Annotated in this window: 12 protein-coding genes and 1 pseudogene; 7 read left to right on the top strand and 6 right to left on the bottom strand. The window is 69.5% G+C overall.

What is annotated here, in order from left to right; translation table 11 throughout:
• Window positions 1–720: 720 nt before the first annotated feature.
• Together ACO2Q0_RS21550 and traA are read right to left on the bottom strand one after the other, a co-directional pair.
• Window positions 721–1,422 carry a DUF6118 family protein gene (locus ACO2Q0_RS21550; RefSeq protein ID WP_423353575.1) on the bottom strand — a complete coding sequence of 234 codons (702 nt, stop codon included), beginning with the start codon at window positions 1,420–1,422 and terminating at the stop codon, window positions 721–723.
• Between the two features lie 18 nt (window positions 1,423–1,440).
• Window positions 1,441–4,485 carry a Ti-type conjugative transfer relaxase TraA gene (traA, locus tag ACO2Q0_RS21545; RefSeq protein ID WP_423353574.1) on the bottom strand — a complete coding sequence of 1,015 codons (3,045 nt, stop codon included), beginning with the start codon at window positions 4,483–4,485 and terminating at the stop codon, window positions 1,441–1,443.
• 396 nt (window positions 4,486–4,881) lie between these two features.
• Here traA and ACO2Q0_RS21540 point away from each other — a divergent pair, with 396 nt between their 5' ends.
• From ACO2Q0_RS21540 to ACO2Q0_RS21530, 3 genes and pseudogenes are all read left to right on the top strand, one after another.
• Window positions 4,882–5,205: a mobilization protein gene (locus tag ACO2Q0_RS21540; protein WP_423353573.1), complete on the top strand. Its 324-nt coding sequence runs from the start codon at window positions 4,882–4,884 to the stop codon at window positions 5,203–5,205.
• Between the two features lie 18 nt (window positions 5,206–5,223).
• Window positions 5,224–5,580 carry a hypothetical protein gene (locus ACO2Q0_RS21535; protein WP_423353572.1) on the top strand — a complete coding sequence of 119 codons (357 nt, stop codon included), beginning with the start codon at window positions 5,224–5,226 and terminating at the stop codon, window positions 5,578–5,580.
• A 12-nt stretch (window positions 5,581–5,592) separates the two neighbouring features.
• Window positions 5,593–6,789 (top strand): annotated as a pseudogene (locus tag ACO2Q0_RS21530) (type IV secretory system conjugative DNA transfer family protein); the annotation flags it as partial.
• Window positions 6,790–6,863: 74 nt separating this feature from the next.
• On the opposite strand, the gene ACO2Q0_RS21525 reads toward ACO2Q0_RS21530, so the two are convergent.
• Genes ACO2Q0_RS21525 through ACO2Q0_RS21510 form a run of 4 tightly spaced genes read right to left on the bottom strand, consistent with a single transcriptional unit; the run spans window position 6,864 to window position 9,798 of the window.
• Window positions 6,864–7,766 (bottom strand): hypothetical protein, encoded by a 903-nt coding sequence (locus tag ACO2Q0_RS21525; RefSeq protein WP_423353571.1) that lies wholly within the window; start codon window positions 7,764–7,766, stop codon window positions 6,864–6,866.
• Window positions 7,767–7,813: 47 nt separating this feature from the next.
• Entirely contained in the window at window positions 7,814–8,179 is a 366-nt protein-coding gene (locus tag ACO2Q0_RS21520) for a hypothetical protein (RefSeq protein ID WP_423353570.1), read from the bottom strand.
• Window positions 8,176–8,850 (bottom strand): formylglycine-generating enzyme family protein, encoded by a 675-nt coding sequence (locus ACO2Q0_RS21515; protein ID WP_423353569.1) that lies wholly within the window; start codon window positions 8,848–8,850, stop codon window positions 8,176–8,178. The genes ACO2Q0_RS21520 and ACO2Q0_RS21515 overlap by 4 nt, the downstream gene beginning before the upstream one ends.
• A gap of 9 nt (window positions 8,851–8,859) precedes the next feature.
• Window positions 8,860–9,798: a LysR family transcriptional regulator gene (locus tag ACO2Q0_RS21510; protein WP_423353568.1), complete on the bottom strand. Its 939-nt coding sequence runs from the start codon at window positions 9,796–9,798 to the stop codon at window positions 8,860–8,862.
• Window positions 9,799–9,893: 95 nt separating this feature from the next.
• Here ACO2Q0_RS21510 and ACO2Q0_RS21505 point away from each other — a divergent pair, with 95 nt between their 5' ends.
• The 4 genes from ACO2Q0_RS21505 to ACO2Q0_RS21490 all read left to right on the top strand — a co-directional run bounded on the left by ACO2Q0_RS21505 (window position 9,894) and on the right by ACO2Q0_RS21490 (window position 15,060).
• Window positions 9,894–11,453 (top strand): sulfatase-like hydrolase/transferase, encoded by a 1,560-nt coding sequence (locus ACO2Q0_RS21505; RefSeq protein WP_423353567.1) that lies wholly within the window; start codon window positions 9,894–9,896, stop codon window positions 11,451–11,453.
• Window positions 11,454–11,476: 23 nt separating this feature from the next.
• Window positions 11,477–12,160, top strand: a complete 684-nt coding sequence (locus tag ACO2Q0_RS21500) for a TetR/AcrR family transcriptional regulator (protein ID WP_423353566.1) — start codon at window positions 11,477–11,479, stop codon at window positions 12,158–12,160.
• A gap of 28 nt (window positions 12,161–12,188) precedes the next feature.
• Window positions 12,189–12,674 carry a hypothetical protein gene (locus ACO2Q0_RS21495; RefSeq protein ID WP_423353565.1) on the top strand — a complete coding sequence of 162 codons (486 nt, stop codon included), beginning with the start codon at window positions 12,189–12,191 and terminating at the stop codon, window positions 12,672–12,674.
• A gap of 181 nt (window positions 12,675–12,855) precedes the next feature.
• Entirely contained in the window at window positions 12,856–15,060 is a 2,205-nt protein-coding gene (locus tag ACO2Q0_RS21490) for a TonB-dependent receptor (protein WP_423353564.1), read from the top strand.
• Window positions 15,061–15,066 lie beyond the last annotated feature (6 nt).

The raw sequence follows: 15,066 nt of genomic DNA, 5'->3' as shown, positions 1-15,066 counted from the left end.
GTTGGGCTTAACTGCACACATGAAGCGCGGACCTTTGCCTTGGCCTATACTGCGGCCCAGTTGCTTGAACTTCGGCTGCGCAAGCGCGGCGATCCCACCGTCCGTTCGATTGTGGACAAATGCCTTATGCTGCTTGCAGCGCTGGACAAGGGCGGGGATTGCGACCGCGCGAGCATCCGTGCGGAACTGGACAGGGTCTATGATCAGCTGGCCTTGGTGATGCAGGGGCCAGCTCGGTCCACTCACTAGGCTATGCGAAAGGGCGACTGCCCGGCCCCGTGCCGTATCGGCGAGAGACCGGGCGCCGGAAACCCGAGCGGGTCGCCAAGCGTGCGTCAGGCTGTCGGGCTATGAACCGCGCCGCTTACAGCTAGGCTTGTATCCGTCAGTGTGTCCTCGGACAACTTTGAGTGGCGCTTCAGGTTGTCGCACGCGCTTACCGGTCGTTAGCGGAACTTGGCCATAACGGCGTCGTGCCACCGCTCTGGGATCAAAGCACTTGTCGTTCCGCCGCCGCCACCTCCTGCTCATTGTGCCCCCGGCGGGCGTCGTCGCGCTCCTGTTGGGTCAACTTGCAGGGCAGGGTCTAGGCTGGGCCTCGTTGTGCGCGGTGCTCTCCGGCGGCGCCCTGTCGCTCTATTGCCTATTGGCGTGGAGAGACGCCACAGCGTCCTCGTCGAACGCGCAATCGGGCGTCGTCCAGGATCAAGAGCCATGACGCTACTTCGGCCTGGTCGCTGAACCACCCGTTGGGCTCGGCGCTGGGTTCAGGGCCAGGGAACAGCGTTGCGCCTTGCCGCTGCGAGCCAGCGCAGCGCGGCAGGCCGCGACGGCCTCCCGGTTTTCACTCACAAGAGCGGTGTCTGCGGTAAGCTGAGCCCATCCCTGGGGATTGGCGGCGCGCATCAGGTCGCCGCCGGCGGTCCAGCGATCTTCGCGCATCACCAGGGCCGCGACGCGGGTGTTGAGCCCGAGCGGCAGAAGGCCCGCGATGATCGGCGACAGCACCAGCCCGACCGCCAAGGCCGCGCCGCCCGTCCAGCATAGTAGCTTGAACTGGCGGTCCTGCGCCCACGCCTGGCCGATGATGCCCGAAAGCCGTGACCGCTCGCGCTCGGCTTCCTGGGCGGCGCGATCCAGCCGCTGGGCGGCCTCGCGGACGAGGGCCAGGCCGGCCTTGGCGATGCCCTGACCCTGCTGCTCGTGCGAGAGCATGAGCGACGGCGACTTCAGCACGGTCTCAAGCTGCTCGCCGATCTCGTCCAAGCCCTTGCCGAGGACGGCGAGGTCCGCGCTGTAGTCCGGCTGCCGGTTCTCACGCATGGCCGCCGGCAGGGCCTCGATCGCCCGGCGCAGCACCGAGACCTCGGCCCGCAAATCCTCGAACGCCTGGGCCGGATCGCCCGCCTGTTCAACCGCCATCCTGGCCCTCCGCGCTCGCTACAACGACATGCCGGGGTCCCGGCTTCGCCCGATCTCCATCGCGGCTTGCCGTGCACCCGGCGCCGCGATCACCCGGGCCAGCGCCGAGCCGCGCTCCACACCCAAGGCGGGCGCGCGAGACCGCACAAGAGACTCCAACTGCGGATCGCGCTTGAGCGCTCCCGCCATCGCTTTCATGCGGCCTTCCAGGCGGCGGCGCGCCTCCCCATGTCGCCAACCTTGTAGCCGGTCGCGCTGCGCCTCCAGCCGCTTCCATTCGTTCACCAGGCGGTCGGCCTTCAGCACCGGATCGCGCCGCACTTGCTCCTCATGGCGGACGGCGCCGGCTAGCTCCGCGCCGCGTTCCGGGCCGCGAAGATCCCGCATCGCCCGCCACGTCGCCGGCTCGTGCCGCAGCGCATTGTGCAAGTCGCGCGTCGCGCCTGGCCGTGCAGCGTCCAGCGCGCGGGCCGCCTCGCGCAATTCCCGCTTCTGATGCTCCAGAACCGGTAGCGCCTGGGCGCGCATCCGCTCTGCGCCGTCCAAGGCCTGCGCATAACGCTCCGCCGCCTGCGCAAGCGGCTGTCGTGGCGCCGGCGCGACGCGATCCGCTTTGGACAGCGGCAAGGCCTCAACGCGTCCCATCGCCGGCGCCGGCCGGCGTGGGTTCAGCGTCAGGCCATCGAACATCCCGCGCTTGCGTGCCGGCTCGACGTCTGAAGCGGGAGTACGGTCCCGGGCCCCACGCCGCATCGCCCCTGTTTGCAACCCTTCTGGCACGACGATTGGCTGTTCGAGCCCGCGCCGCGTTGCGTAGTCCAGCGTGGTTTCCTTCAGCCCGGCGCGCGAGAGTCGCGACGACAAGGCCGCCACGTCCGAAAGTTCTTCCCGGCCGGCGTAGAGCGTCACGGCGTCCCGATGGCGTGTCATGGCGACATAGGTGAGATGGCGGTCCATCGTGCCCGACGCCAGCACGTGGGTCCGGTCCACTGTGGCGCCTTGGGCCTTATGGATCGTGGTGGCGTAGCCGTGATCCACCGCCGCATAGTCGGCCATCGAAACGGACACCGCCCGTCCCGTACCGGGGCCTTTGGCGCTGTCCAGACGGACATCGAGCCGACCGGGCTCGGCCCGCTCCACCGTGCCCAACATGCCGTTCTTCACCCCGAGGTCGCGATTGTTCTCGCGGAACAGGATGCGGTCGCCAGACGCGAAGGCGCGGTCGCCCTCCGTCGTCTGGTAGAGGTGCTCGTTCTGAAGTTCGCCACGGCCCTGGCGCACGGCGCGGATCGCGTCGTTCAAATCCGCCACATCGGCGCGGCGATGCGCCAGCACCAGTCGCGAGCCGTTCGGCCGCGCATCCATGTCGGCGATCACGTCGCCCACGATGGCGCCACGGGCCGCGCCGATGTCATGCTCGAAGCGGATGGCGCCGCGCTCGGCGTAGGCGCCCAAACCCTCGGCCGTCCGATGGCGCGCGAAGTCCACGGACGCCGCCCTCTGCCAGCCTTCGCGCTGCCGGCGGATTTCGCCCAATTCCACGAAGCCGGCGCGCTCGGCCACCGCTCGAAACGCCGCGCCCGGTCCTATCGGCTGGAGCTGTTCGGGATCGCCCACCAGCACCACCTTGGCGCCCGCCTGATCGGCCTGAGCCAAAACCCGCGAAAGCTGACGGCTTCCCACCATCCCGGCTTCGTCGATCACCAGAACGCTGCGCGGGCCGAGCATGTCCCGCCCGCGCTCCCAACTGCGTTCCCAACTCGCCAGCGTTCGGCTTCGGATACCGGAGGACTCCTCCAATCCTTCCGCCGCCTTGCCGGCCAGGGCCGCACCCATGACCTGGTAGCCTTCGACCTCCCACGCTTGGCGCGCGGCGCCGAGCATCGTGCTCTTGCCCGCCCCGGCGATGCCGACCACGGCCTCGATGCGTTCGGGACCGGTGATGTGGCGGACCGCCGCCTTCTGCTCTTCCGCCAGGAACGGCCGATCCGCGATAGCCTGTTCGACCTTGCCGCGGCCGACACCGAACGTCCGGCCTTCCGCCATCCGGTCGGTGCTCTCGGCCATCTGCCGCTCGACAGCGATCATGTCCCTGGTGGAGTAGCGGGCCGGCTCCAGCGTGCGGCCGAATTCGTCCCTTTGCTCGGGCCGCAGCTCGACCAGCGCGGACGACGCCATCGCCTTGGCGAAGGCCGCTTGGAAGGCGTCAGGATCATCAATGTAGCGGTGCAGCGTTCGCGCCACGTCGGTGCGATCGAACACGCTCTTTTCGTTGGTGACGAGCGTCAGCGCTTGTTCGGGCTTTTCGCGGATCAGCTTGGCGTTTCGCCGCGCCTGGTCCTCGTCCTGACGGGCGCGCACGACCGACTTGCCGCGCCGGTCCATCTGGGTGGCGTGAACGCCCATGTGCTGGGTCGGCTCGATCTCCAGGCCGCAGTCGCGATGCGAACGATGGTCGATGCGGATGTCGTGACCGGCGAGCGCCAGATGCCGGTTGGCGCGATCCTCCCAATCCATGCGGATGTCGCGGAGCTGGTCGTGCGAGGTCGGCAGGCCCAGCGCGGCGAGCTTCTTGTTCTCCAGCTCCAGGTCGGACTTCTCGCCGAGCCCATCCTGCTCGACCTTCCGGGTGGTGAGCATGATGTGGGCGTGGTGGTTGCGCACGTCGGTGTCGCCGTGCGGGCTGTGAATCGCGAAATCCACCGCCACGCCGTAGCGATCGGCCAGCTCGTGCGCGAACTCCCGCGTCAGTTCAAGACGCTGGTCAGCGGTCAGTTCATGGGGCAGCGCGACCTCGATCTCACGGGCGACCCGCGCGTCCTTGCGCGTCTCCGCCGCCTCGGCCGCATTCCATAGCCGCGAACGGTCCTGCGCCCACTCGGCCTCAACGCCCTCCGGCAGCACGATCTCCGTATGTTCGACGCCGCGCCGATGCGTGAAGTCATGGGTCAGGCCGTCGCGCTCGTTGGTGAGCTTTTGCGAGGCGCGATAGGCGGCGGCGGCCACGGCGCTGCGCCCGCCGCTGCGGCTGATCGGCTTCATCGCCAGGTGATAGATCGCCATGACGAACACTCAGGTGGCGCCGCGCACTGCGGCGATCCTGGCGGGCCAAGGGTGCGCAAGCCCCGATAGCGTCCTCAAGTCCGTCGATCTGAAGCTAACAAGCGCTGAGTTGCGCAGCAACTCGTAAGTGCGCCCTTCACTAGTCTTCGCTTTGCTCAGACAGCTCGGGGTGGCCCGCATGTGAGCAAGCTGAGCAGTGGAACGGAGAATGCACAGAGCAAGCCGCGCAATCGGCGAGCCTTCGAACCGCGGATGTCACGATGTCCGAAGGTATGAAGAGCGCCTAATCTTGGCAACACGATCAGGCGACTTGCCGAAAGCTCTGGCACCGGTGACGGCGCGGGCGGGACCGGCTATGGTGGAGGCCGCGAGGGGGGCGTGCATCGGGAGAGGACGATGGCAAAGCGGTCGATCGCCGAGCGCCTGGCGCAACTGGAAGCCCAGCGCAAAACCCTCCAGACCAAACTCAGCAAACAGGAACGCGCCAAGGACACGCGCCGCAAGGTGCTGCTGGGCGCCTTCATCCTGTACCGGCTGGAGAAGGGTCAGGACGCCTTTTCGAAGGAGGAGTTGCCGAACTGGCTACGGCGCGAGCTGCCCGGCTTCATCACCCGCGAGGACGACGCCGCGCTGTTCGCCGATCTACTCGGCGAACCCGCCGCCACGACGCGGAGGTCGGAGAAAGGCTCGGGGGCGGCGCAAACTCGTCCGCCGGCCTGAACCGCCCCCGCCGACGCCATGAGATACGTCTCGCTCGCGGTCCATCTGGTTGTCGGCTTCCTCATCGGCAATTTGGTCGCCGACCTCGTCGTGGCGATCGCGATCCCCACTTGGCGCAATCATCTGGGGCAGACCCTCCTCATCCTTCTGTTCGGAGGAACGGGCGCCTTCGCCGGCTATGGGACGTGGCGCCGAAAACTCGCGCCGACCCAGACGGACGTGCATGGCTCGGCCCGGTGGGCCACGGACCGTCAGGTGCGGGCCGCACTCGGCCGAAGCGAGGGGCTGATCGTCGGACGCGAGCCCAAGCGCGGTGGACAGCTCCTCCGCTACGGCGGCGCAGCGCATCTCGTCACCATCGCGCCCACGCGGTAGGGCAAAGGCGTCGGCGCCATCATCCCCAACCTGCTGACCGCCCACCGTTCGATCATCTGCGTTGATCCGAAGGGCGAGAACGCCAGCGTCGCGGCCCGTGCGAGGGCGAAGTTCGGGCGCGTTCATGTCCTCGATCCATTCGAGATCACTGGAGAGCTAAGCGCCGCCTACAATCCGCTCGATCTCCTGAGTCCGAACAGCCCGGACCTGGCCGAAGACGCCGCGCTGCTGGCCGACGCCCTGGTCTACGATCCGCCTGCGCACGCGGGCGAAGCGCACTGGAACGAGGAGGCGAAGGCGCTGATCGCCGGGCTCATCCTGCACATCGTCTGCAACCGCGACCCCGAACGGCGCAACCTTGCCGAGGTCCGAAACCTCCTGACCGCCAGCCCGGAGGAGTTGCCGGCGACCCTGACGGAGATGCAGAACAGCCTTGGCGCCGACGGCCTGGTGCGGCGCGCGGCCAACCGGCATCTCGGCAAGAGCGACCGCGAGGCGACCGGTGTTCTTTCGTCTGCGCAGCGACACACGCACTTCCTCGTCAGCGCCCGGATCAACCGCGGCATGTCGCATTCGGACTTCCGGTTCGGCGGCTTGAAATCGGAGTGCGCGACAGTGTTCCTGGTCCTTCCGCCCGAACGGCTGGAGACACACGCGCGTTGGCTGCGCTTGCTCGTCGTCCAGGCCTTGCAGGACATCGCACGCACGCCGGGAAACGGGGCCGCGCCCGTGCTCTTCCTGATGGACGAGTTCGCGGCCTTGGGCCGGCTTGAACCCATCGAACGGGCGTTCGGCTACATGGCCGGCTACGGCGTGCAGCTCTGGCCGATCCTCCAGGACATGCACCAGCTCTGGAGCACCTATGGCGAGCGCGCTGGCACGTTCCTGTCCAACGCCGGCCTGCTACAGGTCTTCAACGTCGCCGACATCGAGACGGCGAACTGGGTGTCACGTTCCATCGGCGCCACGACGGTCGCCTATGAGACCTCCGGCGCCAGCACCTCGCGCGCGCCGACCCAGTTCTTCAGCACGCACAGCACGTCGACCGCTACGCACCTGTCGCGCCGCGACCTCATGACGCCGGACGAAATCATGCGGCTGGATCCGTCCTTGGAAATCCTGCTCCAGCCCGGCTTGCCGCCGATGTGGGCGTGGAAGGTGCGTTATTTCGCCGACCCGGAATTCGCAGGGCTGTTTGAGAACGCGTAGCCGGCAGAGGGGCCGAGGCGCTGGTTGCTCGCCAGGGTGGACTGGGCGCGCCAGAAGGCCTCTGCGGCCGCATCTTAGGAGCACGGCTCTGTCTCGCAGGCAGCGAGCGCCGCACGGAACGCCTGCGCCACCGGGCGCACCAGCTCGCCGGACGTGCACCGCATGTCATCGCCGCGGGTGTGGAAGTACCGGTGGACACCGTAGAGGCCGATGGCGGTCGGATAGCCGGCCTTCAGCACATTGGTGAGCTCGCCGCCGGCCGTCGCCGCACTGGCCACGAGGGTGGCTTCGAGCCCGGTCACGCCGGCGAAGGCCGGCCGCACGCGGTCGATCACGTCGGCCGTGGCGGTGAGCACCCGCTGCGGATCGGCGCTCGGCAGCGGCCGCAACGCGGGCCCGAACTCGTGCCAGTCCAGCGCCGCGGCGCTGGCCCCGACGTGCAGCCACATCCGCGTGTCGGCCGGCTTGGGCGCGGCGTGCTCCAGGTAGTGCTCGCCGCCCAGGTACTCGTACTCATGGCCGCTGGCGGCCACGAGCTCGACGTTCAGGCCGCCGTCGGACCGTTGGGCCAACCAGTGGGCGAGCGCCAGCCAGACCGCCAGGCCTGAGCCGCGCTCGGCGGCGCAGCCGAACCATCCCGACCGCGGCGTCGAGGCGACCAGGGTCTTCGCCGCGCCGCGGTCCAGCCGCGCGACCAGGTTGAACGCCGGGCGCCGCCCGGCCCGTCCGTCCACGACCAGCGTCCCGCGCCGCCGCTCGGCCGCCGCCGCCAGCAAGGACCCGGCGTCCTTCGGCGCGAGGATCGCCACCGGCCGGTCGAACGGCGGCCGCCCGGTCGAGACGTTCAGCGCCACCGCCTGGCCGCTCGGACCGGTGGTCACCAGCACCACCGCCGCCGCGCCGCGGGCGAACGCATCGGCCAGGGGCCGGACGGCCATGGGATCCACCAGGGTCACCCAGCGCTTGTGCGGCAGCACGACGAGGGCGATGGCGCCCGCCAGGGCGCCGCCCGCGCTTGCCAGCGTCAGGGGCGCGGAAATGCCCGCCGGACCGGTGAGCGCCGATAGCGCCTGGTGGACGACGGGGCCTGCGCCGTTCCGCTGGCCAGGGTCGTTGTGTGGGGTTCGAAGAACGGAACCTCAAAGGCCTGCCGGCGGCAGGCGTAGCCGATCCGGCCGAGCTCGCCCTCCAGCCATGCGCCGCTGGCGTCGTCGCCCGGCCCGCCCGACGCCTTGTCGCCGAGCCCCGCGAAGCGCTCCAGCACAGCCTGCAGCCAGGCGACGTCCGCGCCCCTCCAGCCGTCGCCGGACGTCGCCCGCGCCGGAGGGGCCACGGCGCAGGCCAAGCCCGCCAGGCTGGAGGCGCCCAAATCGCGACGGGACAGGGTCATAACGGGGAAGCCTCCGGGCGCTGCGGCTTGGCGCCGTTCGCCGTCGCCGCCGAGGTCGGCCCGCGCCGTACGGTCCGGAAGCCGATGTGTGACGCGCCGGTATCCGGCGGCCCGGACTGGCGGCTCGAAGGGCGATAGCGGAAGCAGAAGCTCTCCGCGCAGAGGTAGGAGCCGCCCTTGATCACGTGCGTCGGGGCGCCGGCCTCGCCGGGGACTGCATCCTTCGTCCATTCCCAGACATTGCCGGCCATGTCGAACAGGCCGAAGCCGTTGGACGGGAAGCAGCCCAACCACCGCGCCGGATCGGCCCTCGCCGGATCGGTCTGCGGCCCCGTGAACACGACCGACGACGGCTTCAGGCGCTCGGGCGGCACGCCGGGATAGAACCTGGGATCCGGCGCCCGCTCGGCCAGGGTGACAAAGCGGGTCGCCCGGACGAACGCGGCGAACTGGGCGTTGGTCACCTCGGTCCGGTCGATGCGGAACGGAGCCACAGTCGCCTCACGAGGCGGCCCCTCCTCCGGCAGCAACGGATCGGCGCCCATCAGGAAGCGGCCGCCGGGCAAGGCGATATCGCCCGCATCCGGCGCAGCGCAAGCCGGCGCCTCGGCCGCCGGCGAGCAGCCGACGCAGGCGGCAACGGCGGCGGCGAGGACGGGGAACTGACGCACGCGGTCAGCCTAGCGCACGGAAGCGCCGGCGCCGTCATAGCTGGCGGCTATCATGTCCTGTCCCGGCGTCACCGCCTGGCGCGAAAGATCGGCGAGGGCCTTGATCAGCGGCGAGCGCCATCGCTCGGCGGTGGTCAGCATCCAGCAGGCGTAGGTCAGCTCGAGGGTGGCGTCGACCCGCACGAGCCGGCCCGCGGCGCAGTGCTCCTCGAAGACAAAGCTCGCACCCAGCGCGATGGCGTCGGTGTCGAGCGCCCGCTGGATGATCAGCGCGTAGTCGTCGCTGACGAAGCCGCGCAGGTTCTGGGTCTGCGCGCGATCGAGTTCGCCCGCCCAGCGCTCGATGCCGGGCAGCACGTTCGGCAGGGCGAACGGCCAGGCAAGCAGCTCGGACGCCTGGGCCCGGCGGAGATCCATCGCCGGATGGCCCGGCCGGGCGACGAGGATCACCGGATCCTCGAACAGCTTCTTGCGGATCAGGTCGCCATAGGGAGCCGCGTGTTCGGAATAGCCGAAGGCCAGGTCGACGCGGCCCTCGTGCAGGGCCCGGATCACCTCCGGGCCGGTCTCCTGGCTGGTCTCCAGACTGAGGCGGGGGAAGCGCGCGCCCACGAGACGCACGAAGGCCGGCAGCGGTTTCAACCGCGAGGCGGGCCCCACGGCGATCCGAACGCGTCCCTCCTCGCCGCGGGCCATCTGCTCGAGGTCGCGCGCCAGCGCCGAGACGCCCTGCAGCAGGACCTCGGCGCGCTGGGCCACGAAGGCGCCATAGGCCGTCGGCCGGGCGACGCCGCCGGTGCGTTCGAACAGCTTGAGGCCGAGCTGCGCCTCGAGGCGCGCGATGCTCTTGCTGAGCGTCGGCTGGGCGATCTGCAGCTTGCGCGCAGCGCCGCTGATCCCGCCGGCGCGACAGATTTCGAGGATCTGCTCGAGATGCCTGAGCTCCATGCCGCTAGGCTATAGCAGCAGAACAGCGGACTGCGCAGACCGATCCGCACGGCCGGTCTAGCGTTACGCCGAAGACGACGCGCTGAGGGGGAAAGATGAAGCGCATTTCGCTTGCAGGCGCGTTGACGGCCGGCGCCCTGCTGACCGCCAGCGCGCCGCTCGCCGGCGCTCCGGCCGCCACCGCGCAGGAGCCCCCCCGTCCGAACATCATCGTCATCGTGGCCGACGATCTCGGCTATGGCGACCTGTCGAGCTACGGCAGCAAGATCATCCGCACGCCGAACCTCGACGCCCTGGCGGCGGAGGGCGTGCGGTTCACCCAGGGCTATGTGACCCATCCGGTCTGCGCGCCCTCGCGGGCGGCCATCCTGACGGGCCGCTACCAGCAGCGGTTCGGCTTCGAGTTCAATCCTGTGGGCCGTGATCGCCGGGGCGGCGTGGCGCTCAGCGAGACGTTCATCGGCCAGGTCATGCGCGAGGCGGGCTATCGTACGGCGATGGTGGGCAAGTGGCATCTCGGCCAGGCGCCGGGCTACCAACCGCTCGACCGCGGCTTCGACGAGTTCTTCGGCATCACGGCCGGGGCGTCGAGCTACATGATCGACCCCCAGCCGGGCGACGAGTTCCACACGCCGCCCGGCTCCGAGGGCTCGGAACGGGCCTCGACCGCCGATCCGCTCCCGAAAGAGGCCACGCCGCGCGACCGGATGGTCCATGCCCGCAGGATGTCGCCGGTCCTGCGCGGCCGCGAGCCGGTGGAGGTGAAGGGCTATCTGACCGACGCCTTCACCGGAGACGCCGTGCGCTTCATCGGCGAGAACAGGCATCGGCCGTTCTTCCTCTATCTGGCCTACAACGCCCCGCACACGCCGCTGCAGGTGACGGCGAAATACGCCGAGCGGTACCGCCACGTGCCGGACAAGGGCGCGCGGGTGTACGCCGCCATGGTGTCGGCTCTGGATGACGGCGTCGGCGCCATCCGCGCCAAGCTGAAGGCGGAGGGCCTGGAGCGGAACACGCTCGTGATCTTCGTCAGCGACAACGGCTGCGCAGCCTATGTCCTGGGCGCCTGCTCGAACGCACCGCTCAACGGCCACAAGGGGTCGCACCTCGAGGGCGGCGTGCGCGTGCCCTACATCGTGAGCTGGCCGGGACGGATCCCGGGCGGCCGCGTGGACGATCGGCCCGTGTCCAGCCTCGACATCGCGCCCACGGCCGCCGCCCTGGCGCGCGGGCGGCTGCCGAAACCGGCGGACGGCGTGAACCTGATCCCTTACCTGACGGGCGGGAACGCGGCGGCCCCGCACCCGACGCTCTACTGGCGCGCCGGCCCCAACTTCGCCATCCGGGACGGCGACTGGAAGCTGTGGCTGGCGAACAAGGCGCCGCCGGGGACCCAGGTCTCGCACAGCGCCGGCATCACCCCCGATGGGACGCACGCGACGGTCTCCCCTTACGGCCAGCACCCGATGCTCTACGACCTGAAACGGGACAGGGGCGAACGCCGCAACCTCGCTCCGAACCGCCCGACCGTCGTGGCTGCGCTGAAAGCCAAGCTGTCCGCCTGGGACGCCGGAAACGCGCCGCCGCAATGGACGAGCATGCGCCAGTCGGTGAAGGTGCACGACCGGCAAGCCCTGCAGATCTACGACTAGGCCGGCCCGGTTCGGAGGCCCGCATGACCCTTGCCAGACACGAGGCGGACTCCGCCGCCGCCGCGCGCGCGGCGCGGGAGGCGGAGCGACGGCGGGCGTTCATGCGCATCGCGGCGCGGGTCTTCCGCCAGCACGGCCTGGCCGCCGCCACCATGAAGCAGGTCGCCGCCGCCGCCGGGGTCACCAAGATGGTCCTCTACCGGCGCTTCCCATCGAAGGATCAGCTCATCCACGCGATCTTCAGCGAGATCGTCCAACAGCTGAACGCCAGCGACAGCAAGCCGTGGCCCGGCTATGGCGCGGACTTCCGCCGCTCGCTCGCCGTCGCCCGGGCGTTCGAAGACGCCTACATCCTCCTCGTCCGCGACGGCGGCCAGCAGGCCGCCTACCAGGGCTATTACCAACAGCTCCGGAAGCGCGGCGCGCAGCGGCTGACAGCGCTGCTTTGGTGGCCGAACCCGCCGCCGCCGGCATCCGAGCGGCCACCGCTTCTGCACCTGACGCTGGAGCCGATGATCTCCTTCGCCCGCGACGCCCTGGTCTACTGGGTCGAGCACGGCGATCCGGCGCGGGACGCCGACTACATCCGCTGGTGCGGCCAGATGATGCGCGCCTGGCGCAGCAACGCGGCCGAACTTCTGAACCTGGATTCGCCGGACGTGGACTGGCCGTTTGATCCCGAGATCCCCTCCTCGCGGATCGTCTGAGCCGCAGGCGCTATATGGAGGACGAACGATGAGCCGGATCGGAGCGATGATCGCGAGCCTGGGGCTGGCGCTGGGCGGGGCGTCGGCCGCCGCCGGCCAGTCGGTCCCAGCGCCGCCTGTGGAGCCCAAGCACGCATCCTATGCGAAGGAGATCGCCGCCGCCCAGGAGCGCCTCGACGCCTTCATGGCGGCCTTCAACGCACGTGACGTGAAGGCGTTCGAAGCCACCTTCAACTTCCCGCATGTACGGTTCGCCTCGAACAAGGTGACCGTCATCAACCCTGGCTTCCACACGCCCGCGATGTTCGGCGAGGGCGCGCTCAGCGAATGGCATCATTCGGCCTGGCAGCGGCGCCAGGTGATCCATGCGGGGCCGGACAAGGTGCATATCGACACCCGCTTTGCCCGCTTCCGCGCCGACGGCAGCCTGATCGGCGCGTTCGACTCCATCTACATCGTCACTCGCGTCGACGGCCGCTGGGGCATCCAGGGTCGCTCGAGCTTCGCGCCCTGAGCCGCGCCGACCGCGAACGCCGACTGGTGGGCTCGACCTGGTCCCGCCGCGCTAGGGGCCCGGACACGACGCTATGGCTTCACTCCTTCTAGGCATTGGACAACACGGGTCCGCCAGGTGAACCTCACTTCCTGTTACCGCGCCGTAACGCCAAGAATTAGCGCCGCGGAGGGGGAAGAGAGTGCACAGATCGAAAGCCCTGTCGCAGGCGTCGCTGACGGCGGTCGTCCTGGCGCTCGCCGCACCAGCCATGGCCCAGACGTCGGACGGATCGCAGGTCGACGAGGTCGTGGTGACCGCCCGCAAGCGCGAGGAGAGCCTGCGGGACATCCCAGCGGCCGGCGCCGCCTTCGGGGCCGAGCAGATCCGGGACATGGGCGGCATCGCCAATACCCAGAGCCTGCTGCAGAACGTGCCGGCGGTGAATTTCGCCAACACGTCCAACCCCGTGACCTCGGAGGTGTCGATCCGCGGCTCGGGGACCAGCCGCGCGACGTCCGCCGATGCGGCGGTTGGCCTGTTCCGGGGGGGCGTCTATGTGGGCGGCGGCCAGGTCGGCGGCCGTACCTTTTCGAAGGTCGACTTCTTCGATGTCGGGCAGATCGAGGTGCTGCGCGGCGTCCAAGGCGCCCTGAACGGCCGCAACGCCGTGGGCGGCTCGATCAATATCGTCTCGGCGCGGCCGGGGCCGGATCGCGCCGGCTACGCGCTTCTGGAAGTGGGCGACCACGAGCGCGCCGAGCTGCAGCTCGTGCACAATGAGCCCCTGGGGGAGCATCTGTCGTTGCGGGTCGGCGCGAACCTGATGAAGCAGCGGGAGGGCTTCTACTACAATCCCGTGCGGGACGAGTACTTCGACGCCCAGGAGACGGAAATCTATCGGGCGCAACTGCGCTACGACAACGGCCCGCTCATCGCCAACCTGTTGGTGGAGCACGGCCGCGACCAGCTTCCCGGCCTGATGTACCAGGTTCACATAACCGGCAGCGCGGTCTATCCGCGGGGCGTCTTCCAGGACAAGTACGTCATCCCCTGGAACAGCCCGTCGTCGGCCAAGCAGCAGGTGAACCACGGCGAACTGGTCGTCGACTACGACCTGGGCTTCGCGACGATCACCTCCACCACCGCCGTCCGCGAACGGCGCAGCCAGAACGCCTACGACCGCGATGCGGCCTCGCCGGAATTCCAGGCGGCCGTGGCGGCCGCGGGACTGGTGGCGCCGGGCGCCTCTCAGGGCGATCCGAACCTGGGCGGCTCGCAGAACGACTTCGCCCGCATCCTCTACCAGGACATCCACATCGTGGGCGAGAAGGCGGGCGGCCTCGCCTGGCTGGCCGGATTCGAGTACTACGACCTCAACGACAAGTATCAGAACTTCCTGTCTCGCACGCCGACGCGGGCGGACCCGTCCCCAGGGACGGTGAGCGTCAGCCGCCTCGACTTCGTCTCCTGGGCCGCCTACGGCTCGGTCGGCTACGATCTCACCGACCGCCTCAACGTCACCGGCGAGCTCCGCTACACCGACGACGACAAGGAGCTGCTGTCCGATCGGCTGGACCTGCGCACCGGCAATCCCTCGGGCGTCGGCTTCAGGATCGACACGGGGACCGAGAGCCACAACGTCTCGTACAATGTCACCGCCGCCTACAAGCTGGCGAACTGGCTCACCTATGCCAAGGTCGGTACGGCCTACAGGGCCGGCGGCTTCAACCTGGCCCTGGGCGATCCGCGCCAGCCCCGGGAGATCCCGACGAACTTCGACGACGAGGTGGCGACCGCCTACGAGATCGGCGCCAAGGGCGACATCACGCCCCACATCTATCTCGCGGCGGCGGCCTATCGGACCTATGTCGACGATCTGCTGGTCCAGACGGACAACGGCTGCTTCGTGGGCAGTCCGGTCTGCCCCGTCCAGGCGACGCCGTTCGTGTTCAACGCCGGCGAGGCGGAGCTCTGGGGGATCGAGGCGGAACTCACCATGCGGGCCGAGCTCTTCGGCGGCCGCGCGCGCCTGACCGTGGGGGGCTCGCGGCAGGGCGGCGAGATCACCTCGGGTCCCGACAAGGGCCGCCAGGGCCCGCAACGGCCGGAATGGACCGCCAACTTCTCGCTGAACTACCGCCGCGAGCTTGCCTCCGGCATGATCGGCTTCTTCAACCTCAAGGGCAGCGGCCGCTGGGGCGGCGTCCAGGAGATCGCCCAGACGCCTGACCTGCACGACTACCAGTTGCTCGACGTCCGGGCCGGGGTGGAGCGCGGTCCGTGGGAGTTCGCCTTGTTCTCCAACAACGTCGGCGACGAGTCCTACATCGTGTTCGAGGGCCCCTCCGCCCGCCGCTGGAACATCCCGCGCACCTATGGCGCCCAGCTGCGCTACGCCTGGTAGGCCATG

It is taken from the genome of Phenylobacterium sp. VNQ135 (assembly GCF_049445735.1).
In the GTDB taxonomy this organism is placed as follows: Bacteria; Pseudomonadota; Alphaproteobacteria; order Caulobacterales; family Caulobacteraceae; genus Phenylobacterium.
Note: the sequence above shows the minus strand (reverse complement) of the source record. Positions and strands in the feature narration are given on the sequence as shown.

Coding starts and splice junctions, on each gene's coding strand:
- ACO2Q0_RS21520 (WP_423353570.1), bottom strand. CDS start 8,179: ATGACCCTGTCCCGTCGCGATTTGGGCGCCTCCAGCCTGGCGGGCTTG.
- ACO2Q0_RS21500 (WP_423353566.1), top strand. CDS start 11,477: ATGACCCTTGCCAGACACGAGGCGGACTCCGCCGCCGCCGCGCGCGCG.
- ACO2Q0_RS21505 (WP_423353567.1), top strand. CDS start 9,894: ATGAAGCGCATTTCGCTTGCAGGCGCGTTGACGGCCGGCGCCCTGCTG.
- ACO2Q0_RS21550 (WP_423353575.1), bottom strand. CDS start 1,422: ATGGCGGTTGAACAGGCGGGCGATCCGGCCCAGGCGTTCGAGGATTTG.
- ACO2Q0_RS21510 (WP_423353568.1), bottom strand. CDS start 9,798: ATGGAGCTCAGGCATCTCGAGCAGATCCTCGAAATCTGTCGCGCCGGC.
- ACO2Q0_RS21495 (WP_423353565.1), top strand. CDS start 12,189: ATGAGCCGGATCGGAGCGATGATCGCGAGCCTGGGGCTGGCGCTGGGC.
- ACO2Q0_RS21535 (WP_423353572.1), top strand. CDS start 5,224: ATGAGATACGTCTCGCTCGCGGTCCATCTGGTTGTCGGCTTCCTCATC.
- traA (WP_423353574.1), bottom strand. CDS start 4,485: ATGGCGATCTATCACCTGGCGATGAAGCCGATCAGCCGCAGCGGCGGG.
- ACO2Q0_RS21540 (WP_423353573.1), top strand. CDS start 4,882: ATGGCAAAGCGGTCGATCGCCGAGCGCCTGGCGCAACTGGAAGCCCAG.